This window comes from Janthinobacterium sp. 13 (genome assembly GCF_002749695.1).
Classification (GTDB): domain Bacteria; phylum Pseudomonadota; class Gammaproteobacteria; order Burkholderiales; family Burkholderiaceae_D; genus Janthinobacterium; species Janthinobacterium kumbetense.
Map to the genome: position 1 here is coordinate 168,755 of NZ_PEEQ01000001.1, position 19,960 is coordinate 188,714.

13 protein-coding genes are annotated in these 19,960 nt (G+C 63.9%); 3 read left to right on the plus strand and 10 right to left on the minus strand.

The window, feature by feature from the left end:
* Positions 1 to 22: 22 nt before the first annotated feature.
* The 9 genes from dsdC to CLU94_RS00775 form a co-directional block, all read right to left on the minus strand.
* Positions 23 to 946: a DNA-binding transcriptional regulator DsdC gene (dsdC, locus tag CLU94_RS00735; RefSeq protein ID WP_099664197.1), complete on the minus strand. Its 924-nt coding sequence runs from the start codon at positions 944 to 946 to the stop codon at positions 23 to 25.
* A complete protein-coding gene (locus CLU94_RS00740) occupies positions 946 to 2,265 on the minus strand; it encodes a D-serine ammonia-lyase (RefSeq protein ID WP_099664198.1) in 1,320 nt (439 codons plus the stop codon). The genes dsdC and CLU94_RS00740 overlap by 1 nt, the downstream gene beginning before the upstream one ends.
* Positions 2,266 to 2,386: 121 nt before the next feature.
* Positions 2,387 to 2,818 (minus strand): hypothetical protein, encoded by a 432-nt coding sequence (locus CLU94_RS00745; protein ID WP_099664199.1) that lies wholly within the window; start codon positions 2,816 to 2,818, stop codon positions 2,387 to 2,389.
* Positions 2,819 to 3,102: 284 nt separating this feature from the next.
* The gene (locus CLU94_RS00750) at positions 3,103 to 5,190 is read right to left on the minus strand and encodes a TonB-dependent receptor (protein ID WP_099664200.1); all 2,088 of its coding nucleotides are present in this window, start codon (positions 5,188 to 5,190) and stop codon (positions 3,103 to 3,105) included.
* Positions 5,191 to 5,278: 88 nt separating this feature from the next.
* Positions 5,279 to 5,674 carry a DUF2946 domain-containing protein gene (locus CLU94_RS00755; protein WP_143451320.1) on the minus strand — a complete coding sequence of 132 codons (396 nt, stop codon included), beginning with the start codon at positions 5,672 to 5,674 and terminating at the stop codon, positions 5,279 to 5,281.
* A gap of 55 nt (positions 5,675 to 5,729) precedes the next feature.
* Complete coding sequence (locus CLU94_RS00760) at positions 5,730 to 6,737, minus strand: PstS family phosphate ABC transporter substrate-binding protein (protein ID WP_099664202.1); 1,008 nt, start codon at positions 6,735 to 6,737, stop codon at positions 5,730 to 5,732.
* The gene (locus CLU94_RS00765) at positions 6,734 to 7,759 is read right to left on the minus strand and encodes a PstS family phosphate ABC transporter substrate-binding protein (RefSeq protein WP_099664203.1); all 1,026 of its coding nucleotides are present in this window, start codon (positions 7,757 to 7,759) and stop codon (positions 6,734 to 6,736) included. Before CLU94_RS00765 ends, CLU94_RS00760 begins: the two co-directional genes overlap by 4 nt.
* Entirely contained in the window at positions 7,749 to 8,444 is a 696-nt protein-coding gene (locus CLU94_RS00770) for a hypothetical protein (RefSeq protein ID WP_257218623.1), read from the minus strand. Before CLU94_RS00770 ends, CLU94_RS00765 begins: the two co-directional genes overlap by 11 nt.
* Positions 8,444 to 10,588 carry a TonB-dependent siderophore receptor gene (locus CLU94_RS00775; RefSeq protein ID WP_257218624.1) on the minus strand — a complete coding sequence of 715 codons (2,145 nt, stop codon included), beginning with the start codon at positions 10,586 to 10,588 and terminating at the stop codon, positions 8,444 to 8,446. The genes CLU94_RS00770 and CLU94_RS00775 overlap by 1 nt, the downstream gene beginning before the upstream one ends.
* A gap of 255 nt (positions 10,589 to 10,843) precedes the next feature.
* On the opposite strand from CLU94_RS00775, the gene CLU94_RS00780 reads away from it, so the two are divergent.
* Positions 10,844 to 14,308, plus strand: a complete 3,465-nt coding sequence (locus CLU94_RS00780; RefSeq protein WP_257218625.1) for a DUF748 domain-containing protein — start codon at positions 10,844 to 10,846, stop codon at positions 14,306 to 14,308.
* A gap of 21 nt (positions 14,309 to 14,329) precedes the next feature.
* Complete coding sequence (locus CLU94_RS00785) at positions 14,330 to 15,421, plus strand: hypothetical protein (RefSeq protein WP_099664205.1); 1,092 nt, start codon at positions 14,330 to 14,332, stop codon at positions 15,419 to 15,421.
* Positions 15,422 to 15,485: 64 nt separating this feature from the next.
* Here CLU94_RS00785 and CLU94_RS00790 read toward each other — a convergent pair whose 3' ends face one another.
* On the minus strand, positions 15,486 to 17,936 hold the full coding sequence (locus CLU94_RS00790; protein WP_099664206.1) for a membrane-bound PQQ-dependent dehydrogenase, glucose/quinate/shikimate family: 2,451 nt from the start codon (positions 17,934 to 17,936) through the stop codon (positions 15,486 to 15,488).
* 312 nt (positions 17,937 to 18,248) lie between these two features.
* Here CLU94_RS00790 and CLU94_RS28830 point away from each other — a divergent pair, with 312 nt between their 5' ends.
* Complete coding sequence (locus tag CLU94_RS28830) at positions 18,249 to 19,928, plus strand: methyl-accepting chemotaxis protein (protein ID WP_099664207.1); 1,680 nt, start codon at positions 18,249 to 18,251, stop codon at positions 19,926 to 19,928.
* Positions 19,929 to 19,960: the final 32 nt, after the last annotated feature.

Consider the following 19,960-nt stretch of genomic DNA (forward strand, 5'->3'; position numbering starts at 1 on the left):
GCTTGGTAAGGCGCGCAGTGTATCAAATTGCCTGCCCCACGAGCCAGTCGGACAGCGCCTGCACTCTGGCTGGCAGCGGTGTGCGCGCGGCGTGCACGAGGTAATACGCCTGCGGGCTGGGCAAGTTGAATCCGCCGAACGGCAGGATCAGCTGGCCGCTGGCCAGCCACGGCTGCACCAGCTGGCGCCGGCCCATGGCCACGCCCGCGTGGTGGATGGCTGCCTGGGCGCACAGGTCGGCGCGGTCGAAGCGCAGGCTGCGCGCGGGCAGACTCGCCCCTGGTGCCTGCTTGTCCAGCCACAACCGCCACTCGGCATCGGGCGCGCAGGCGGGCCAGGCCAGGGTGTCGTGCAGCACCGTCGCGCCGGGCAAGTTGTGTGGCGCATCGAGCAAGCCGTGGTCGCGCGCATACTGCGGGCTGCAGACGGGCGCCAGCCATTCGTCCATCAGCTTGCGCGATACGAGGCCGGGAAAGTGGCCGTCGCCATAGTGCAAGGCCAGGTCGACCTGGCCGGCGCGAAAGTCGACGGCGTCATTGCCCACGCGCAAGTCAATCGACACGTCCGGATACTGTGCAGCGAAGCCCGCCAGGCGCGGCACCAGCCAGCATTGCGCGACCGACGGGCGCGCATGCACGGTGACGCTGCCCGCCAGCGCATCGCCGCCGGCAAGGGCCGCATGCAGGCTGTCCCAGCCCGTTTGCAGGGCCGCGAAGATGCGCTCGCCATCTTGCGTCAGCCTGACCTGGCGCGTCAGGCGTTCGAACAAGCGCAGACCCAGCCCCGCTTCCAGCCGCGCGATGCGGTGGCTGACGGCGCTGGGCGTGAGCGCCAGTTCCTGCGCCGCCAGCGCGAAACTGGCATGGCGCGCCGCCACGAGAAAGGTGTGCAGGTTGGCGAACTGGCTGGCCGTGAGCGTGGCCCTGATCGGCGCGCCGGCCGGCATCAAGCGGCTCCGGCCGCCAGCAAGGCGCGGCCGCGCGCCACGTAGGCGGCCATCTCCTGCTCCGGCACCATGCTGCCGCCCGTGCCCCACACCAGATGCGTGGCCGTTTCCAGGTGCTGCTGGTATTGCGGCGCGGCCAGCACGGGCGGAATGCCGGCGAAACCGGCCACGGCGGACGGTTCCAGGCGCAAGCCTTGCGTTTGCTCAAGCGTCGCCAGCAAGCGGTACAGTTCTTCATCCGTGACGGTGGCGTAGCCGTCGATCAGCCGCTGCATGGCGCGTCCGACGAAACCGGACGGGCGTCCCACGGCCAGGCCATCGGCGGCCGTGACATTGTCGATGCCGATTTCCTGCACGCTGATTCCCTCGTGCAAGCCTGTGTGCACGCCCAGCAGCATGCACGGCGAGTGGGTCGGCTCGACGAAGACGCAGTGAACGGCATCGCCAAAGGCCAGTTTCAAGCCGAAGGCCACCCCGCCGGGGCCGCCGCCCACGCCGCACGGCAAGTACACGAACAGGGGGTGGGCCGCATCGACCGCGACGCCGCTTGCGGCGAACTGGGCTTTCAGGCGCTGGCCCGCCACCGCGTAGCCGAGAAACAGGTCGTGCGAGTTTTCATCGTCGACGAAGTGGCAGGTCGGGTCGTTCTCCGCCTGCCTGCGCCCCGCTTCCACGGCCACGCTGTAGTCGGTCGCGTATTCGACGACGGTGACGCCGTGGCTGCGCAGCTTGTCCTTCTTCCATTGCCGCGCGTCGGCGGACATGTGCACGGTGGCGCGAAAGCCCAGGCGCGCGCTCATGATGCCGATCGACAAGCCCAGATTGCCCGTGGAGCCGACGGCGATCGCATACTGGCCAAAGAAGGCGCGCACGGCGTCGCTGGCCAGCACGCCGTAATCATCGCCCTCCTTCAGCAAGCCGGCGTCGAGCGCCAGCATTTCCGCATGCTTCAGCACTTCATAGATGCCGCCGCGCGCCTTGATGGAACCGGAAATGGGCAAATGGCTATCCTGCTTGAGCCATAGCTGACCGCTCGTCATGCCGAGCGCCGCCTGCATGGCGGGCAGCGGCACGACGGGCGACTCGATGACGCCGCCGCTGGCCTGCGTTTCCGGAAACGCCTTGGCCAGATATGGCGCAAAGCGCGCCAGGCGCGCGCTGGCCTGCGCCACATCGTCCGCCGTCAAGCCCACGTCGTGCAAGGCCTCGGCCGCCGGCGCAATGCGGGGATTGAACCAGCTCAAGGGCTGCAAGGCCATCAGTTCTGTAATCAGGGGAAATTTTTCGCACAGCGCGGCGATGGCGGAAGTGGGCAACATGGCAACCTCGGAAAGGAACAAGCCATGATTAGACCGCATCCGGGCGCTGCTGGCAAAGGATGGTTGATCAGGCAACAGGTGACGGGAGATCACCTGTGATGCCGCAACAGAAAAAACAAGGCTATTTTCCAGGAGCAAGTGCCCTGGATTTTCTGCTGCTCAAGAACGATGCAATAAACACGGCTGGAAAACAGGCCAGCCACAGATAGCATCCGGCGCCGAATCCCAGCACCGCGTAAGAACCATTATCACTAGGAATTTCTTTGATGCCAAAGGTGGTCAGTGCCAGCACAAAGCCCAAAAAAACGGCCAGCATCGCGGCACTGGGCTTCTCTTTCGAAAAATACATGGCAAAAATAAGCAGCGGATTGGCAAACCAGGCAAAACTGCCGGCCAGCGGCCCTAGCCAGCCGAGCAATAACACGCCCCCACCCAGCAAGACTTCGTGGGAGTCCACGATTGCCGTTAAAAACAGGGATGCTACATATGCAACAACGCTCAGGGACAGCCCGATGGCGGCGGCATCTTCGCCGAGTATTTTTTGATATTTCACAGGTTTCCGATGGCACGAACGGGGGTAGCAGGACGACGATGAATTAACCAGGAAAAGTAATCCCCTTACGGTTTTAGCGGCACGGCACCCACTTCATACCACACCCGCAAGCCTCGCCATCGCCCGCCTGTGCGGCAAACGCCGAAAACCGGACGCCATGCAGCATAACAAATTACCAAGAAGAAACATGCGCACATTGTCACAAGCACCTGGCCAGCACCGATGCGGCGCATACGGCAGGCGCCTTCCCCTCCCGCGTCGGCAGCGGGAAGGCGCCATTGCTGTTAGAACTTCAGCTGCAGCCCCAGATCAATCGACCGGCCTTCGGCCGGCAAGGCTTGCAGCGCCCCGCCGTTCGCCTTCAGGCCCGACAGGTACACGCCGCCCAGCGGGTCCGCGTAGGCGCGGTTGAACAGGTTGCTCACGCCCGCGCTCAGGCTCGCCATCTTGCCCAGCGCCACGCTGCTGCGCAGGTTGACGAGGGCATAGCCGCCCGTTTCCGGTTCGAAGCGGCGCGCATCGACCTTGTCCTTGCGGGCCACGATCTTCGTTTCGATGCGGTTGCTCCAGGCGCCCAGCTTGTGCTCGACGGCCAGCAAGGCGTTGAACGGCATCATGCGGTACAGGTCGCCGCCATCGCTGCGCTTGCCCCGCGTATAAGCGGCATTGCCCGTCGCCATGAAACGGCCCCAGCGGGCACTGCTGGCCAGCGGCAGTTGCCACGCCACATTGGCGCCGTACAGCTTGGCGTCGTGGTTGGCAAAGCGCAGCAAGTTGCCATTCGCGCCCATTTTCATGTACGGATGGAAAGACGCCAGCACGTCGACATCGATGTAATCGTCGACCTTGCTGTAATAGGGGTTGACGCGCACGAACCAGCCCTCCTCGCCGCCGCCATGCCAGTCGGCCGTCAATGCCGCCGTGTAAGCCGTCTCCGGCTTGAGGTCGATATTGCCCACATAGCCGTTGCCATCGCCAAACCAGTTGGTCATGGTCATGGCCATCGAACCGCGGCCCCAGGAATAACGCTCGTACAGATTGGGCGAGCGTACCTTGCGCGCCAGCGCGAATTCATAGCTGCTGGCCGCATCGGGCGTGAAAGTGGCTTGCGCCGAGGCATCGATATTCGTGTCGCGCTGGCTGCGGCTGCGCGCATTGAAGGCCTTCGCGGCCATCAGGTCCGGCATGTTCATCATGTTGGTGCCGTACGATTGCACGTCGCCCGTGTCCATGCGCACGGATTCGCCGCGCACGCCCAGCACGCTGGTCCAGCGCGCATCGTGGCGCGTTTCCAGTTCGCCAAACAGCACGGTGCGGTCGCGCTTGCCGTCATTGATGTTCAGGTAGGTGCGCGGTCCCATCATCATGGAGCCGGGCACGGCCGGCCAGTAATCGTCGAGGCGGAAGCCGTGCCACTCCTGGCCCAGGCGCAACTCGCCCGCCGCCGTCGGCAAGCTGGCCATCAGCGCATAGCCCGTGTTGCGCCCATGCGTGAGCATCGGCATCGAGCCCTTGCGCTCGCTGCTGAAGAAGCCCATCTCGTGGTCCGTCTGCTGCCAGTAGGCACGCGCGTCCAGCACGCCCCAGCCGAATTCGCCCTTGTAAGCGAGATTGGCGAACTGGCCGTGGTTATCCGTCATGTCCATGTACTGGTTGGGAAAACCCTGGTACGGGATGTGCTGCACGCCGGCGCGCAGGGTCAGCTGCTGGCCCTGGCCTTTCGCCGCCAGCACGATGGACTGGTTGATGCTTTCATACATGCTGGCCAGCACGGTGTTGCCATGGCCGTCTTCATAGCTGTGGCCGCGCGTGTAAGCGCCGCTGTAGCCGACGCTCAAGGTGTCGCTGGCGGCCGACGCATTCACGCTGGTCGCCACGCTGTTGTTGACGCTGCGTCCCGAGACGGCAAAGCTGCCTTGCGTCAGCAAGCCTGCGCCGGGCCGGGCGAACACGGGCGCGTTCGACTGCACCTCGATGGTGCCGGCGATGCTGTCGCCGCCCGCGCTGACGGGCGTCACGCCCGCGATCAGGCGGATGCGCTGCACTTGTTGCGGATCAATGTAGGACAGCGGCGCATTCATATGATTGGCACAGGCGGACGTCAGTTCCATGCCGTCGATGCGGATCTTGATGCGGTCATCCGCGAAACCATTTACTACCGGCAAGCCGGACACGCCGCCCCCGGCCGCCACGCTGTAGCCGGGCGTGCTCGACAGCATTAATGCCGTGTCGGCGGCAGGACGGTAGCCGTCGCCTATGGCCGTGACGATGACTTTCATTTCGGGCAAGACGGTGGTGCCGGCTTCGGTGCGCGTTTGCGCCACGGCAGGCATGGCGATGGCGAGGGAAATCACTAACGATAAATGTTTCATGGTGCTGCTTTCAGTTTCTGTATGGGCAAGACGAACAGGCGCCAGCGCACGACGGGTGCGAGGCAAGGCCGTTCAGGGAAAGGACAGATCAGAAAGCGGCGGGCGGGCCACGGGGCTGGACGGGCGTCCAGGCGAACAATGGCGTGGCGGATTGGTAGAACAACTCGGGCAGCAAGCCCGTGATCAGTTCGCCGGAAGCGAGCACGAGGGAGGTGGGCGGTATCGCCAGGGTGTCGGCATGCATGCTGCAGCACGGGCAATCGCCCATGCGCATGCCGCCCTTGGCGGGATCGGGCGTGTCCGTGGACAATTTCACGGGCAGCATGTTCATGCCGCCCGCCACCGAGCAAATCTCGAAGCTGGGCACGGCCTGGCCGCTGGCGACCGTGAACGCGCGCGACAAGGTAGGGGCGAGCGCGGCCATGAGGATGGCGAGGCATGCGATCCACAGGACGACGACGGCGCGGCCTTGGCGAATAAACATGGCGGCATTATAGCGGCCGCCCTGCCCTGCAGCCAGCCATGTGGTCAAAGAAACTTTACAAAGCGTCCAGTTTCTTGATCTCGGCCTGCAAGTCCTGTTCGCTGAGCGGCAAGTAGCCCTCTTCGCTATCTTGCTGGGCCAGAATGATGGCTTGTCCCTGCGGCGACAGGGCCAGCTGCAAGTACGCTTTCACCAGCGGATCGAGCCCCTTGCCCGGCGCGCGGTTCACGTACAGCTGCACGGGCATGGTCAATGGATACTTGCCGGCGCGCACGGTGGCCTTGTCGGGACCGTAGTATGGCCCGCCCCGGGCCGCCGCCAGCGGCAGCACGCGCACCTGGTCCGAGATGGGTGCCGCATTGACCCAGCCCAGCACGGCAATGCCATAGCGGTCGGCGGCCACGGCGCGGATCACGGCTTCGCGCGAGGCCAGCGCCTCGTACCTGGCGGCAAACGGACGCTTGCCGAAACGCGCATGGCGCAAGCCCGTGGCGAAGCCGCCATCGTCGCGCAAGCCGTAGGCGTGGATGCGGCGCGGCGCCCAGTCCCCTGTCGCGCCCAGCTGCGACCACAGGTTGGCGTCGCCTCCCGGTGCGCCTGCCGTGAATACCTGGCCCAGCTGCTCCATCGTCAAGCCCGCCAGCGGGTTGTCGCGGTGCACGTACACGGCGGGCGGCGTCTTGGCCGGCGGACGGGGACCGTGGCCGTTGTAGCCGATGCGCACGGGAGTGGCGTCGTAACCGAAGACTTGCCGGAATGCCGCCTGGTCGCCCGGCCACATGTCGCGCGTCAGCGGCGCAAACGCCGTGGCGCCCGCCGTCAGCGCGGGCATGCCGGCCGATGAGCCTTCCATGCGCAGGCTGAAGCGCACCTGCGGATGCTTGCGCGTAAACAGCACGTTCAACTGCGTAATCACTTCTTCCAGGCCATCATTGCCGACGATGGCCACCGTGCCGTCACGGTTCACATAGGTTTGCGCGGGATCAACGGCCAGGGGCGAGGCCTGCACGGCGGCCGCCAGCACGCAGCAAACGGCCAGTGCGGTCTTGTTCAACGGCGTCATTCGAGTTTCTCCAGTTCAGCCCTGGCTTGCGCGGCCGTCAGGGGTAGATAGCCGCCCGGCTGCGCGGCGATGATCGCCTGTCCTTCGCGCGACAACACCAGGCGCAGGTATTCCTTTGCCAGCGGATCGACGGCGTGGCCCGGCAAGCGGCGCACGTACAGGTACACGTAGCGGCCGTACGGGTAGCGTTGCGCGACCACCTCCTCGTCCGTGCCCGTCGTTGGCTGGCCATCCGCGCCCACGATGGCCAGCTGGCGCAGCTGCGGGTGCGGCACGCCGAGCGCGGCCACGCCGATGCCGGCCGGGTCTTGCGCGATGCGGCCCGTGATGGCGGCCGTGTTGCCCAGCTCTTCGTGGCTGGCTGCCAGCGCCCTGCCCTGGAAATGTTCGCGCTGCAAGTAGTCGCCAAAGCCCGTGTACGCGGCCGTGCCGTACGGGTGGATCGCGCGCTCGCGCCATTCGCCGCTCAAGCCCAGCTGTCCCCAGCGGCTGAAGTCGCCGCCTGGATTGCCGATAGATAAAATTTGCGACACTTGCGCCGCCGTCAGCTGCGTCAAGGGATTGGCGCGGTTCACGTACACGGCCAAGGACGTGGCCAGGTGCTCGCCCGGCGTGGATGCCGTGTGCGCAATGCGGATTTCCAGCGCGTCGCGCCCCACGATCTTGCGGTATGGCACCAGCTCGATGGGATTGATGGCGCGGCCCATGGCGCCGAACAGCACCTTGTCGTGCATCAATAGCGGCACGGCGCTGCTGGTACCCTTGCCGTCAAACCCCAGGACGATGCCCGGATGGCTGGCCGCAAACAGGGCATTCCATTGGCCAACGACGGTAGCCACGTGTTCGGCGCCGCCTATCATGGCCGCGCCCGTCTTGCGGTCCAGGTAGCCGGCCGTGGCCGGCACCTTGACGGGCTGCGGCGCGTAGGCGGGCAAGGCGGGGTCGAGTGCGGCTGCGCCCGCTGCCGATGCGGACATGGCCAGCATGAGCGCCGCCAGCGGCAAGGATGGGCTATTTGCCATCGCTGGCCCAGTCCACGGCCGCGTCGAACAGGCGCAAGCCGGCCGGCGACAGATTCGTGAAGGTTTCATTATCGAGGAAGAAACTGACCCGGCGCGCAGGCGCCAGGCTGTCATAATCCATGGTGGAGCCCTTTTCATAGCCGAAGATGGCGGCTTTTTCCGGCTCGCCATAGATGGTGGCGATGGTCGTCGCGCCCAGGCCAGGCTTGCCCCAGCTCATGGTCGCCTGTTTCTGATAGATGTCCACCGTGCCGGCCGGCAAGCCGCCTGCCAGCGCGTGGGGCGCGTTGACCAGCCACACATAACGCGACTTTTCCACCGTGCCATAGTCCACGCCGGCCCGCTTGCCCGTCATCGACAGGTCGTCATACAAATCGTTTTCCCACGTCAGCACGGGCACCGTGACGTTGCGGTAGGCGCCCAGCAGGTCGCGGCCCCGGATGGTCGACGACAGGATCACCAGGTCCTTGCCTTGTGCGCCGGACACGGGCGCGTACTGGCTGTGCAGCGTGACGGCATAGCCGCGCGATTCCAGGTGTTCCTTGATTTTCTGGTCGAAAGGCAGGCTCTTGCCTTCCAGGCGCACCACCAGCAACACCTGCTTGCCAGGTGCAGTCTGCGCCGCCTGCACATGCAAGGTGCCTGCCAGCAGTGCCGCCGCCAGCGCGGTTTTGACGAGACGCATCACAGGTCCACCTTCATGCTCAGCTTGATGGCGCGCGGCGCGCCGGACGCCAGACGCGTGCCGGCGCCAGCCCAGTAGCGCTTGTCCGCCGCGTTTTCCACGTTCAGCTGCCAGACGACGGCTTTGTGCATGACCGTGCTGGCATAGCGGGCGCCGGCACTGAACAAGGTCACGCCACCGAGGAATGCCTGGTTCAGGTCGTTGACGGGACGGGCGCTGTAGTAATACGCGCCGCCATTGACGGACAGGCCCGGCACGGCGTCGAACGCGTAGGCGAGGAAGGCGCTGGCCGTGCGTTTCGACGCGTTTTCCGGCGCCTTGCCGTTGTAGTCGGCGTTGATGTGCTCGAATTTCGGGTCGAGGAACTGGGCCGACGTTTGCCACGACAGCTGGCGCGTCAGCTTGCCCTGGGTCGACAGTTCCAGGCCACGGTAGCGCTGTTCGCCATCCGAGGTGAACACATTGCTGCTGTTGGTGTAATAGCCGGGACGCGTGATGTCGAACAGCGCGGCCGACACCAGGGTGCCGCCCGGCGTCAGCCAGCGCGCGCCCAGTTCCTTCTGTTTGCTCACGCCGGGCGCCATCTTGACGTTCTGGTTGACGGTGCCCGTCGGGCCCGTCTCGCCCTCTTCCAGCCCCCGCGCCGACGAGGCGTAGAACGAGATGGCCGGCGTCAGCTTGTAGACCAGCGACACCATGGGCGTCGTCTTGCTGACGTCATAGTGGCTGGCGCCCTGGTCGCTTTGATAGCTGGTGCGGCGCACGCCGATGACGCTTTGCCACTGCGGGCTGAAGACCATGCGGTCGAGCGCATACAGGCCCGTGTCGCGCGTGTCCAGCGCGGCCGTCGTCGGCGAAGTCGGCTTCGGGCCGAACACGACATTTGTCACGGGCACGGGGTTGTACAGGTTTTGCGAGGCGATAGTATAGTTGCTCTGGTAGATAGGATCTTGCGACTTGTCCGTGCGCGAGGCGCCCAGGGTCAGTTCATGGGCAATGAAACCCGTATTGAACGTGCCGGCCAGTTCCGCGCGCAGCAAGTCCGACGCCGTCACGTGATGCTGCATATTGCCCGTGATGCGGCCCGCTCCCGTGGCCAGCGCCGCCGCATTGTTCAGGCGGAAGATGGCCAGGCGGCGGTCGCGCGCCGTTTCCGAGTGACCCGCCTCGACCGTCAGGGCCCAGCCATCCGTGATGGCGTAGTCGGCGCGCAATTGCGCGTTTTTCGTTTGCGCCTCGAAATTCGACCAGTCGGGGCCGATCAGCTTGCGCGGATCGACGGCGCGCGGCAAGCTGATCACGCCTTTCACGGCCGTGGGCAAGGCCACGCCCGCCTGCTCCGTCACCCGGCGGCGGTCGTATTCCAGGTCCGCTTTCAGCAGCAGTTTGTTCGTCACGCGCCAGTCCAGCGCCGTAGAAATGAAGCTGCGGTTGCCGTTGCCGACATTGTCCAGCCATGAACCCAGGGTGCCGCCGGCTGCATTCACGCGCACGCCGAATTCCTGCTCCGCGCCAAAGCGGCGGCCGATGTCCACGTTTGCCACGGCACTGCCCCGGTCATCGAGGCTCAGGCCCATGCTCGTGACGGGCTTGCTGCCGGCGCGCTTGGTGACGAAGTTGACCACGCCAGCCGGCGAGGTGAAGCCGTAATACAGGGCCGAGGCGCCCTTCAGCACTTCCACGCGCTCCTTGTTTTCCATGGATACTTGCGAAAAGTTCATGATGGGCAGCGAGCCATTGAGGCGGTAATTCGTGCGGTTTTCCACGGCGATGCCGCGCACCACCAACTGGTCCCAGGTATCGCCGCCGTTTTGCTGGCGCGTCACGCCCGCCGTATTGCGCACGGCGTCATACAGGCCGGACACGGCTTGCTGCTCCAGCAATTCGCGCGTGATCACGTTGACGGTCGATGGCACGTCCATGATGTTGGCGCCACGGAAGCTGCCCGCCTCGGTGGTGGTCGGCACCAGGCCTTGCGCGCGCGCACCCGTCACCTGCACCGCCTGCATGACTTTCTCATCGCCAGCCGTCAAGTCGTCCTGGCCGTTGGCGCCATTGGCGGCGCAGGCCGTGTGGGAAGCGAAAGCCAGCGACAAGGCGGCTGCCACTGGAAGTAGTTGCAAGGAAGGAAAAGCTGCGCGCATATAAACGGGTCTTTCAACAGAGAACAGTGATAGAAGGAAACTTCAAGTTACCGCGCATAATATCCGTAACGAGAATCATTCGCAATAAATAAGTGACAATTTGTGAGAATCTGAGAATTTCATAAGATAAACAGTCCGCCAGGCCGCCTGTTATCACTTGAACACGTCTGGATTTTGCAGACACAGCCGCAAAGAGGCATACTGACAGTCACGGCGTGCAAGATGTGCCGCCCAACAAGATCAAAAGGTAAGTTTGTGAATACAATCGACAACAAAAGCGTGCAGACGAAAACATTTCGCTGGAAACGCTGGCAGCGCTGGGCCGTTGGCACAGGCTGCGCCCTGGCCGCCTACAGCGCGGCCGGCTTCTGGCTGGTGCCCTACGTCATCAAGCACCAGCTACCCAAATTTGCCGAGAAAGAACTCGCGCGCCAGGCCAGCATCGCCGACGTGCGCTTCAACCCGTTTACCCTGCGCCTGGAAGCGGACCAGATCGCTTTCAAGGAAGCAGCCGGCGCGGATGGCAAGGACGGCGCACCGCTGCTGTCCATCGGCGCCCTGGCCGTGCAACTGGAATGGAAATCCATCGTGCGCCGCGCCTGGAGCCTGGCGGAAATCCGCATCACGGCGCCGCAAGCCCAGCTGACGATCACGCCGGACGGCAAGTTCAACCTGGCCGAAGTGCTGGCCACCTGGCAACGCAACCATCCGGAAAAAAGCGAAGGCGGCATGCCGCGCCTCGTCATCGCCCACTTTGCGCTGGAACAAGGCAAAGTGGATTGGCACGACCAGAAGGCGGGCTATGCAGACAACTTCACGCCCATCAACTTTACGCTCGACAATATTTCGACCCTGCCCGACGCCAACGGCAGCTACAGCCTCAGCGCCGACGCGGCGCGCGGCGGCAAGCTGCACTGGCGCGGCACGGCCTCGCTCAGCCCGATCCGGGGTGAAGGCGAACTGATATTGAACGACGCTTCCCTGCCCGGCCTGGCCGCGTATCTGAAAGCCTATACGCGCGCCACGGTGACGAGCGGACAATTGTCGGCGCGCCTGCCCTACGCCTTTTCCTATGCGGACGGCAAGCTGGAAGCGAGCGTCAAAGGCGCGGGCCTGGCCCTGCGCGACCTGGCGCTGGTGCGCGACGGCAAGGGAGAAGCATTTACTTCGCTCAATACTTTGGGCGTCGCCGGCGTGAACGTGGACCTGGCGCGCCAGAGCGTCACCGTGGATAAAATCAACTTGTATGGCGGCAAGGTGGCCGTACGCCGCGACAGCAAGGGCGAGATCGACGTGGCGAACCTGATGCTGCCGGGTAATCCCGCGCCCGCCGCCACCGCGCCAGCCGCACCAGCCAAGCCTGGCAAATGGAAGGTGGATTTAAAACAGCTGGCGCTGGCCAATGTGGACGTGTCCGCCATCGATGAAACCGTCTCGCCAGCCTTGCAGCTGAGCGCGAAACAATTACAACTGCAGCTGCAACTGGGCTTGCAGCAAGGTCCAGCGGGCATGGCCACCGTGATCGACGGCGCGAGCTTCAGCCTGGCCGACCTCGCCATGCAGCGGGGGGCGCAAACCCCGTTCAAGCTGGCCCAGTTGGGCTTTACAGAAGGCAAGATCGACCTGGCGGCGCATGCCGTGCACCTGGGTTCCGTGACGGCCAGCGGCGCGCAGATCGACCTGGCGCGCAACCGCCAGGGCGAATTTGCGATTGCGCAAAAGCTGCCCGTGTTTACCTCCGGCAAAACCGACCCGGCCAAGGACGCGCCATCCGCGCCGTGGTCCACCAAGGTAGACAAGGTAGAGCTGAGCAAGTTCGGCGCCCGTTTCGACGATGCGGGCACTGGCATCAAGGGCAATCTGCAGGATGCCAGATTGTCCCTGCAGAACGTCAGCAACGATATGCAGCAGGCGCTGCCGTTCGAGCTGGGCGTGGGCCTGCGCGAAGGCGGCTTGCTCACTGCCAACGGCAAGTTCGTGCCGGGCACGGGCGCCGTCGATGCGCAATTGAATTTGAAACAACTGCCCCTGGCCCCCGTGCAACCCTTGCTGGCGCAACATCTGAAACTGAAGCTGGCGGGCGGCTCGCTCTCCGGCAGCGGCCGCCTGACGACGGGCGGCGGCGCGCCGAAAGCGCCGAAAGTACGCTATGTGGGCGGCGTGGACATCGCCGGCCTCGTGCTCAATGAAACGGATGGCAAGCGTTTTGCCTCGTGGAAAAGCGTGCGCGCCGACAAGCTGACAGCCAGCGTGGGCCCCGATTTTGTCGACATCCCCGAATTGCGCGTGGTGGAACCGAACGCCCAGCTGATCATCGAAAACGACCGCAGCCTGAACGCGCAGCGCTTGCTGGTGAAAGCGCCGGAACCGGCCGCACCCGCGCCGTCGGCTACCGCCACGCCGGCCGCCGACGCCGCCTTCCCCGTGCGCGTGCGCCGCGTGCGCCTGCAGAATGCCAAGCTGGACTTTGCCGACCTGAGCTTGCGGCCCCAGTTCGCCGCGAAGATATATGAATTGAATGGCGTCGTCACGGGCCTGTCGACGAAGCGCGATGCGCGCAGCCAGATCGAACTCGACGGCCGCATCGACGAATTCGGCCTGGCCCGCGTGCGTGGTCAATTAAATCCGTTCGCCCCGACCGACAACACGGACTTGAACGTGGTGTTCAAGAATGTCGACATGGTGTCCGCTTCGCCGTACACGATGAAGTTCGCCGGCTACAAGGTGGCTGAAGGCAAGATTTCGCTGGACTTGCAATACAAGGTGCGCAACCGTCAGCTGGACGGCACCAACCAGATCGTGCTCGACAAGCTGACCCTGGGCGAGCGCATCGACAGCCCGGACGCCTTGAAACTGCCGTTGGAACTGGCGCTGGCCATCCTCAAGGATAGCGACGGGCGCATCGACCTGGGCTTGCCCGTGTCGGGCGACATGAACGACCCGCAATTCAGCTATGGCGCCCTGATCTGGAAAGCCGTGGGCAATGTGCTGACGAAGATCGTCACGGCGCCGTTCCGCGCGCTGGGCAATTTGCTGGGCATCAGCGCCGACAAGCTCGAAGCCATCGACTTCGATGCGGGCAGCGCCGTGCTGCTGCCGCCGGAACGGGAAAAGCTCAAGCAGGTGGCGCACATCCTCGCCAAGCGCGAACAGCTGAAGCTGGCCGTGCCGGGCCAGTACAGCGACACGGATGCGGCCGCCCTGCGCGCCCAGGCCGTGCGCCGCGCCGTCGCCGCCAAGGCCGGCATCAAGCTGGAAGCGGGCGAGGAACCGGGACCATTGAACCTGGGCGAACGCAAGATACGCAGCGCCCTGCGCGACCTGTACGGCGAACGCTTCGGCAAGGCTGAGCTGGACAAGCAGAAAAAGGCGGCGGAATCGGCCGTACCAGCCACCGCGGCGGTAGCCTCCGCCAGCGCCTCCGCTGCGGCGGCAGCCAAGATCCCCGTCTTGCAACGCCTGGGCAAGCTGATCGAGGGCGAGCCGCAAGTGGCTGACACGGGCGCCTTCTACAACGGCTTGCGCGAGCAGCTGGAAGCCAAACAGCCCCTGCCTGCCGACGCCTTGAGCAAGCTGGGCGCCCAGCGCAGCGCAGCCATCCTGGCGGCCCTGCAGCAGGACGGCACGCCGGCGGCCAGGGTCAGCGCGGGCGTGCCGGAAAAAACGGATGCCGCGCCGGGCAAGCTGGTGGGACTGAAGCTGGGACTGGCCACGCAATAAGACACGGAGATAATCTGACGCATGAAAAACCTCGACAAGGTAACGCTCTATGCATCGTCTGTTATACAGGGCGACTTGTGCACCATGACAACGCTCGTCGCTGAAACACAGGTATCGGCAAAAGACAGCATTGCATTTGCTGAAAAGACGCTGCTGGCGAACTATGTATACGGGAAAAATGGCACGTACAAGCTGATTTATACGGTGGTCGGGATTGATGGCAATATCGACAACTACATCGAGGATGACGGCATCTTGCCGACATTGTTCCTGAGTCCGGCTCAGGAAAACTATGTGTCCGTCATCCCCTATCATCCTGACAAGGAATTGGAAATCAGCATTCCCATCTTTGATCGTGAAGACGTGGAAATACCGAAGGGCAGCCGTCCATTTACAGGAACCTTCATTGGAACAACGGAAACCTGTTCGATATTTCACGATGTGGATTTCTATGACAGCAAACCCGATAAGATCCTGGCCATCGAATTTATCAATGGAAAACTAAAAAAGAAAAACAATATCAAGATCCCATTGCCCGCAAATAACAGAATCAGCATTGCCAACAAGGCGATTCATTTGCTGGCCAATGAAGGCAGCCTGCTGCTGCACCGGGAGCTTGATGAAAAAGGCAATGTGATTCGCCATCGCGAAATCGACTCGGATGGCATCTATGTCTTGCAGATATTAAGCGCTTCCTTCGATGGGAATTCTTATCTGCTGGCGCAGGAAAAAGACAAGCTCGTTATCCAGAAAATAGATGAGAATGGTGCAAGTGCCGTCATTGAATTGGTGGATTTTGCTGACCCATTGTTCAATACATGGCAACCGGTCAACATCGCCGACGACACTTTCATCACCCGCTTCAATAGCGAGTTTGGAAATGGCTGGCTGACCACGAAAAATGATGAGTTATTGGAAATCTTCTATAGCAAAGATGAGCAAGGCTACAGGAACTTGCTGACCAACGAGCTTTTGTCCATACCCCGTGACAACTTGATCATTTCAAGCATCAACAAGACGAGCGATCGTGCTTATGCGGTAGTGCTCTACCCGATGGCAGACGATAACGCGGGCAATGCCGAACTGATCGTCTTGAATCGCCGCTTGCAATAAGGTCGAACGCTTCAATGGCAGCGCATCCGCGGCATGGCCGGTCCATGCCGCGGATGCGTAGCGCTTACTTCCCTTTCCCCGCCTCCTTCACCGCCTCGTCCGGCAAGGCAAACGCCACCAGGCTATCGCCCATCTTCGTGCCCAGCGAACCGTGGCCGCCGGCCATCACCACCACATATTGCTTGCCCGTCTTGTCGGAGACATAACTCATCGGCGTAGCTTGGCCGCCGGCCGGCAGGCGGGCTTTCCATACGGTCTTGCCGTTGCGCACGTCGTAGCCGCGGATGTAGTAGTCGAGAGTGCTGCTGAGGAAGGCCACGCCGCCGCCCGTGGTGCTGATGCCGCCCAGGCTGGGCACGCCCAGCGGCAAGGCGATGGGCACGGGAGCGCTGTCGCGCGTGGTGCCGTTCTTGTGCATCCACACTTTTTTCATCGTGCGCAAGTCGACGGCGGCGATATAGCCCCAGGGCGGCGCCTGGCATGGGAAGCCCAGCGGCGACAGGAAGGGCTTGATTTCCACGGCAAACGGCACGCCCGTCTGCGGCTGCAAGCCCATTTCCGTGCCCGTGCCGCCCGGCGCATTGGCTTGCGCGCGCGGCACCAGGCGTTCCAGGAAGCCCATGTAGTCGGGGTTGACCAGCAGCAACTGACGCACGGGATCGACGGCCGCCCCGCCCCACTCGAAGATGCCGAGCGGACCGGGCGAAATGATGGCGCCCTTGATCTTGCCTTCGGCCACCGTTTGCGGCGTGAACGGCCCTTCATAGCGGTGCTGGCGGAAGATGATGCGGCACGCCAGCTGGTCGAACGGCGTCGTGCCCCACATATCCGTTTCGCTGATGTTTTTCTCGGGCAAGAAAGTGAGGGCCGAGAATGGCTGCGTGGGCGACAGCTTGTCGCCGGGGGCCGCGTTGGCCGTCGGCACGGGTTTTTCCGGCGCCGGCACGACCAGGCTGCCGTCGCGCCGGTCGATCACATAGATATCGCCCCGTTTCGTCGTGGCCACCACGGACGGTACCTTGCCTTTCGGCGTGTCGATGTCGACCAGGGTGGGCTGGCCGCCGATATCCATGTCCCAGATGTCGTGGTGCACGGTCTGGTACACCCAGCGCACCTTGCCCGTCGCCAGGTCCAGCGCGACGATGGCGCTATTGTATTTTTCGCCATGGGGGTTGCGGTTGCCGCCCCACGTATCGGGCGTTTCGTTGCCCATCGGAATGTAGACCATGCCCAGCTTTTCATCCACGCTGGACACGCCCCAGGAATTCGGCGAATTGTTGGTGTAGGTTTTCCCCTCGGCAATCGGCGCCGTGTCGTCCGGGTTCGAGGCATCCCAGTTCCACATCAGCTTGCCCGTGACGGGGTCGTAGCCGCGGATCACGCCAGACGGCTCCTCGGTGGAAAAATTGTCGGTCACGCTGGCGGCCATCACCACCACGTTTTGCGCCACGGCCGGCGGCGACGTCGGCATCAGGAAGCCCCGCTTCTTCATGCCCATGCCGTGGTACAGGCCGATGACGCCATTTTCGCCAAAGCTCTTGCACGCTTCGCCCGTATCGGCATTGACGGCGATCAAGGTCGCATCCATGGTGGGCGCGAAGATGCGGCGCGGGCATTCCATGCCGGCCGCTTCCGGCGCCGGGCTGTCCTTGGCGCGGCCCGCATTGACGTCCCAGTAGGCGACGCCGCGGCAAATCATGTGCTGGTAGCTGGACGCGTCGCGGTTGATCTTCGGATCGTGGCGCCAGATTTCCTTGCCCGTGTCCGGGTCCAGCGCGATGACGATGTTATGCGGCGTGCACAGGTACAGCATGCCGTTCACTTTCAGGGGCGTGACTTCGTTGGCGATCTCGCCCGGATCGTTCGGCCCCTTGAAGTCGCCCGTGTTGTAGACCCACGCCTGTTTCAGCTGCGCCGCGTTGGCCGGCGTGATCTGCGCGGCCGGCGCATAGCGGTCGCCATAGCCGGAGCGGCCATATGCGGCCCAGTCGTTGGGCGCCACGCCGGGCGCGAAATCGCCTGCGGGCACGGCGGCCATGTTCTCGGCCGGCACTTCGCCGTGCAAGGTGGTGTAATCCTGGAACAGCGAGAACACGCCCACGGCAGCCGTCACCACGACGGCCGCCAGCAGCGCGCTCTTGCCGGCGTCGCGCGGCTTTGCGCCCGCGATCAGCGGCGGATCGAGGCGGCGGTCGATGAACGGCAGCAGCAGCCAGACGGCGGCGGCGAACCAGATATCGAGGCGCGGCAGCAATTGCCACCAGTCGAACTTCACTTCGATCACGGACCAGATCAGGGTGCCGAACAGCAGCAGCGCAAGGAAGAGCTGGGCGCTGCGCCGCCTATTCCACACGAGCGCACCGGCAACTATCATGCCGATACCCGCCACGACGTAATACCAGGAACCGCCGAGGCTGACGAGCCAGGCGCCGCCGCCAACGAGCGCCAGGCCCAGCAAGATAAAGATGACTGCGGTGATGACAAGCAAGGGTCCAGGCCGGGCAGAGGCAGTCATGATGCTCCTTTACAAGAGTCAGTCGGCGGCACGCGCCTGCGCACCGTATTTGATGGCAATCAATGAAATTACATTTTTTCACTAATTGACAAAGCGTGCCACACGCCAGAACGCCCGCCGCGTGCCGTGTGGCTTTTTATACACGACATGCGCGTTCAGCCATCTTCCATGATGCGATTTTGATGAAAAACATAAATTAAAATAGATAAACAACAAATTTCTCGAATAAAACAAATTTTTGGCGTAAAATGAAAAAACTCATCCAGGCAAAGTATTTTTCTTGAATTTCACTTCATTGGAGCGGCGCCCATCATGACCATCGCTAAACGGCTGTACGTCTTGATCCTTTCCGTCGTCCTGGGACTGGCCGCCCTGGCAGGCTTTGGCATCTACCAGATGGACCGCGTGTACACAGCGGCCAGCTATGCCACCGTCAACACCGTTCCCAGCCTGCTGACCATGAACCAGGCGTTCGTGCCGTTCACGCAGATGCGCACGGCCGTCTGGCAGCACATGGCCAGCAAGGACGCCGCCAGGCGCGACAAGCTGGAAGCGGGCATCAACGAGGCGCGCGCGGCGGTCGGCAAGGCGCTCGACCAGTATGAAAAGGAAAACATTTCAGATGAGCAAGACAAGGCGCTGCTGGCCACGGACCGCGCCGTGCTGCTGCGCTACGACGCCGTGCGCGACAAGGTGCTGGCGCTGTCGAAGGCGGGCGAACTCGACGCCGCACGCGACTTGCTGATGGAAAGCCAGCCCCTGATCAAGGAACTGGTCGACGCCCTCGCCGCCCATCACCGCTACAACGAAACCCTGGCCGCCAAGGGGGCTGCCGACGGCGCCGCGGCCGCGGCCAGCGCGCGCTGGATTTCCAGCGGCCTGACCCTGGCCGTGACGGCCCTGGTGGCCGGCATGGGCCTGCTGCTGGCGCGGCGCATCGCCGCCTCGCTGGCCGATGCCATCGGCGTGGCCCGCACCATCGCAAGCGGCGACCTCAGCGTGCAGGTCAGCGCCGCCTCGCACGACGAGGTGGGCCAGCTGATGACAGCCCTGGCGGAGATGAGCGGCAGCCTGGTGCGCATCGTGGCCGAAGTGCGTGCCGGCACGGACACCATCGGCACGGCGTCAAGCGAGATCGCGGCGGGCAACCTGGACCTGTCGGCGCGCACGGAGCAGCAGGCCGGCTCGCTGGAAGAAACCGCGTCGGCCATGGAAGAATTGACGGCCACCGTGCGGCAGAATGCGGACAACGCCCGCCAGGCCCGGCAAATGGCCGTCAGCGCCTCGGACCAGGCGCAGCGGGGCGGGCAAGTGATGGGCGACGTGATCCGCACGATGCAAGCGATCGACAGCTCGTCCGCCAAGATCGCCGACATCATCGGCGTCATCGACGGCATCGCCTTCCAGACCAATATCCTGGCCCTGAACGCGGCGGTGGAAGCGGCGCGCGCCGGCGAACAGGGACGCGGCTTTGCCGTCGTGGCCACCGAAGTGCGCAACCTGGCGCACCGTTCGGCGGCGGCCGCCAAGGAAATCAAGGCACTCATCGGCGACTCCGTGCAACAGGTGCAACAAGGCGGCAAGCTGGTCCAGCAGGCCGGCGCGACCATGACGGAAGTGGTCGACACGGTACGCAGCGTCACCGGCATCGTCAGCGAAATCTCGGCCGCCAGCGTGGAGCAAAGCACGGGCATCGAGGAAATCAACCGCGCCATCGCGCAGATGGATGAAGTCACGCAGCAGAATGCGGCCCTGGTCGAGGAAGCGGCGGCGGCATCGCAATCGCTGCAGGAGCAGGCGGCCAAGCTGGCCGACGTGGTGGGCACCTTCAAGCTGGCGCAAGGACAAGCCGGCGCGGCGCCCCGCGCGCCTGCCGCCCGGCGGCCCGCACAGCACAAGGCCACGCTCAGGCTGGTCGCCACGCGCCACGCGGGCCAGGCCAGGAACACGGCGCCGGCCGGCGCCGATGCCGGCGACTGGGAAGTATTTTAGGTCCGCCCTCACGCAGGATCACGCGCATCGTC

Bases quoted from the DNA above. Each gene is read 5' to 3' on its own strand.
- CLU94_RS00755 (WP_143451320.1), bottom strand. From the start codon at position 5,674: ATGTTTATTCGCCAAGGCCGCGCCGTCGTCGTCCTGTGGATCGCATGC.
- CLU94_RS00770 (WP_257218623.1), bottom strand. From the start codon at position 8,444: ATGCGTCTCGTCAAAACCGCGCTGGCGGCGGCACTGCTGGCAGGCACC.
- CLU94_RS00790 (WP_099664206.1), bottom strand. From the start codon at position 17,936: ATGACTGCCTCTGCCCGGCCTGGACCCTTGCTTGTCATCACCGCAGTC.
- CLU94_RS00785 (WP_099664205.1), top strand. From the start codon at position 14,330: ATGAAAAACCTCGACAAGGTAACGCTCTATGCATCGTCTGTTATACAG.
- CLU94_RS00760 (WP_099664202.1), bottom strand. From the start codon at position 6,737: ATGACGCCGTTGAACAAGACCGCACTGGCCGTTTGCTGCGTGCTGGCG.
- CLU94_RS28830 (WP_099664207.1), top strand. From the start codon at position 18,249: ATGACCATCGCTAAACGGCTGTACGTCTTGATCCTTTCCGTCGTCCTG.
- CLU94_RS00775 (WP_257218624.1), bottom strand. From the start codon at position 10,588: ATGCGCGCAGCTTTTCCTTCCTTGCAACTACTTCCAGTGGCAGCCGCC.
- CLU94_RS00765 (WP_099664203.1), bottom strand. From the start codon at position 7,759: ATGGCAAATAGCCCATCCTTGCCGCTGGCGGCGCTCATGCTGGCCATG.
- CLU94_RS00750 (WP_099664200.1), bottom strand. From the start codon at position 5,190: ATGAAACATTTATCGTTAGTGATTTCCCTCGCCATCGCCATGCCTGCC.
- CLU94_RS00740 (WP_099664198.1), bottom strand. From the start codon at position 2,265: ATGTTGCCCACTTCCGCCATCGCCGCGCTGTGCGAAAAATTTCCCCTG.
- dsdC (WP_099664197.1), bottom strand. From the start codon at position 946: ATGCCGGCCGGCGCGCCGATCAGGGCCACGCTCACGGCCAGCCAGTTC.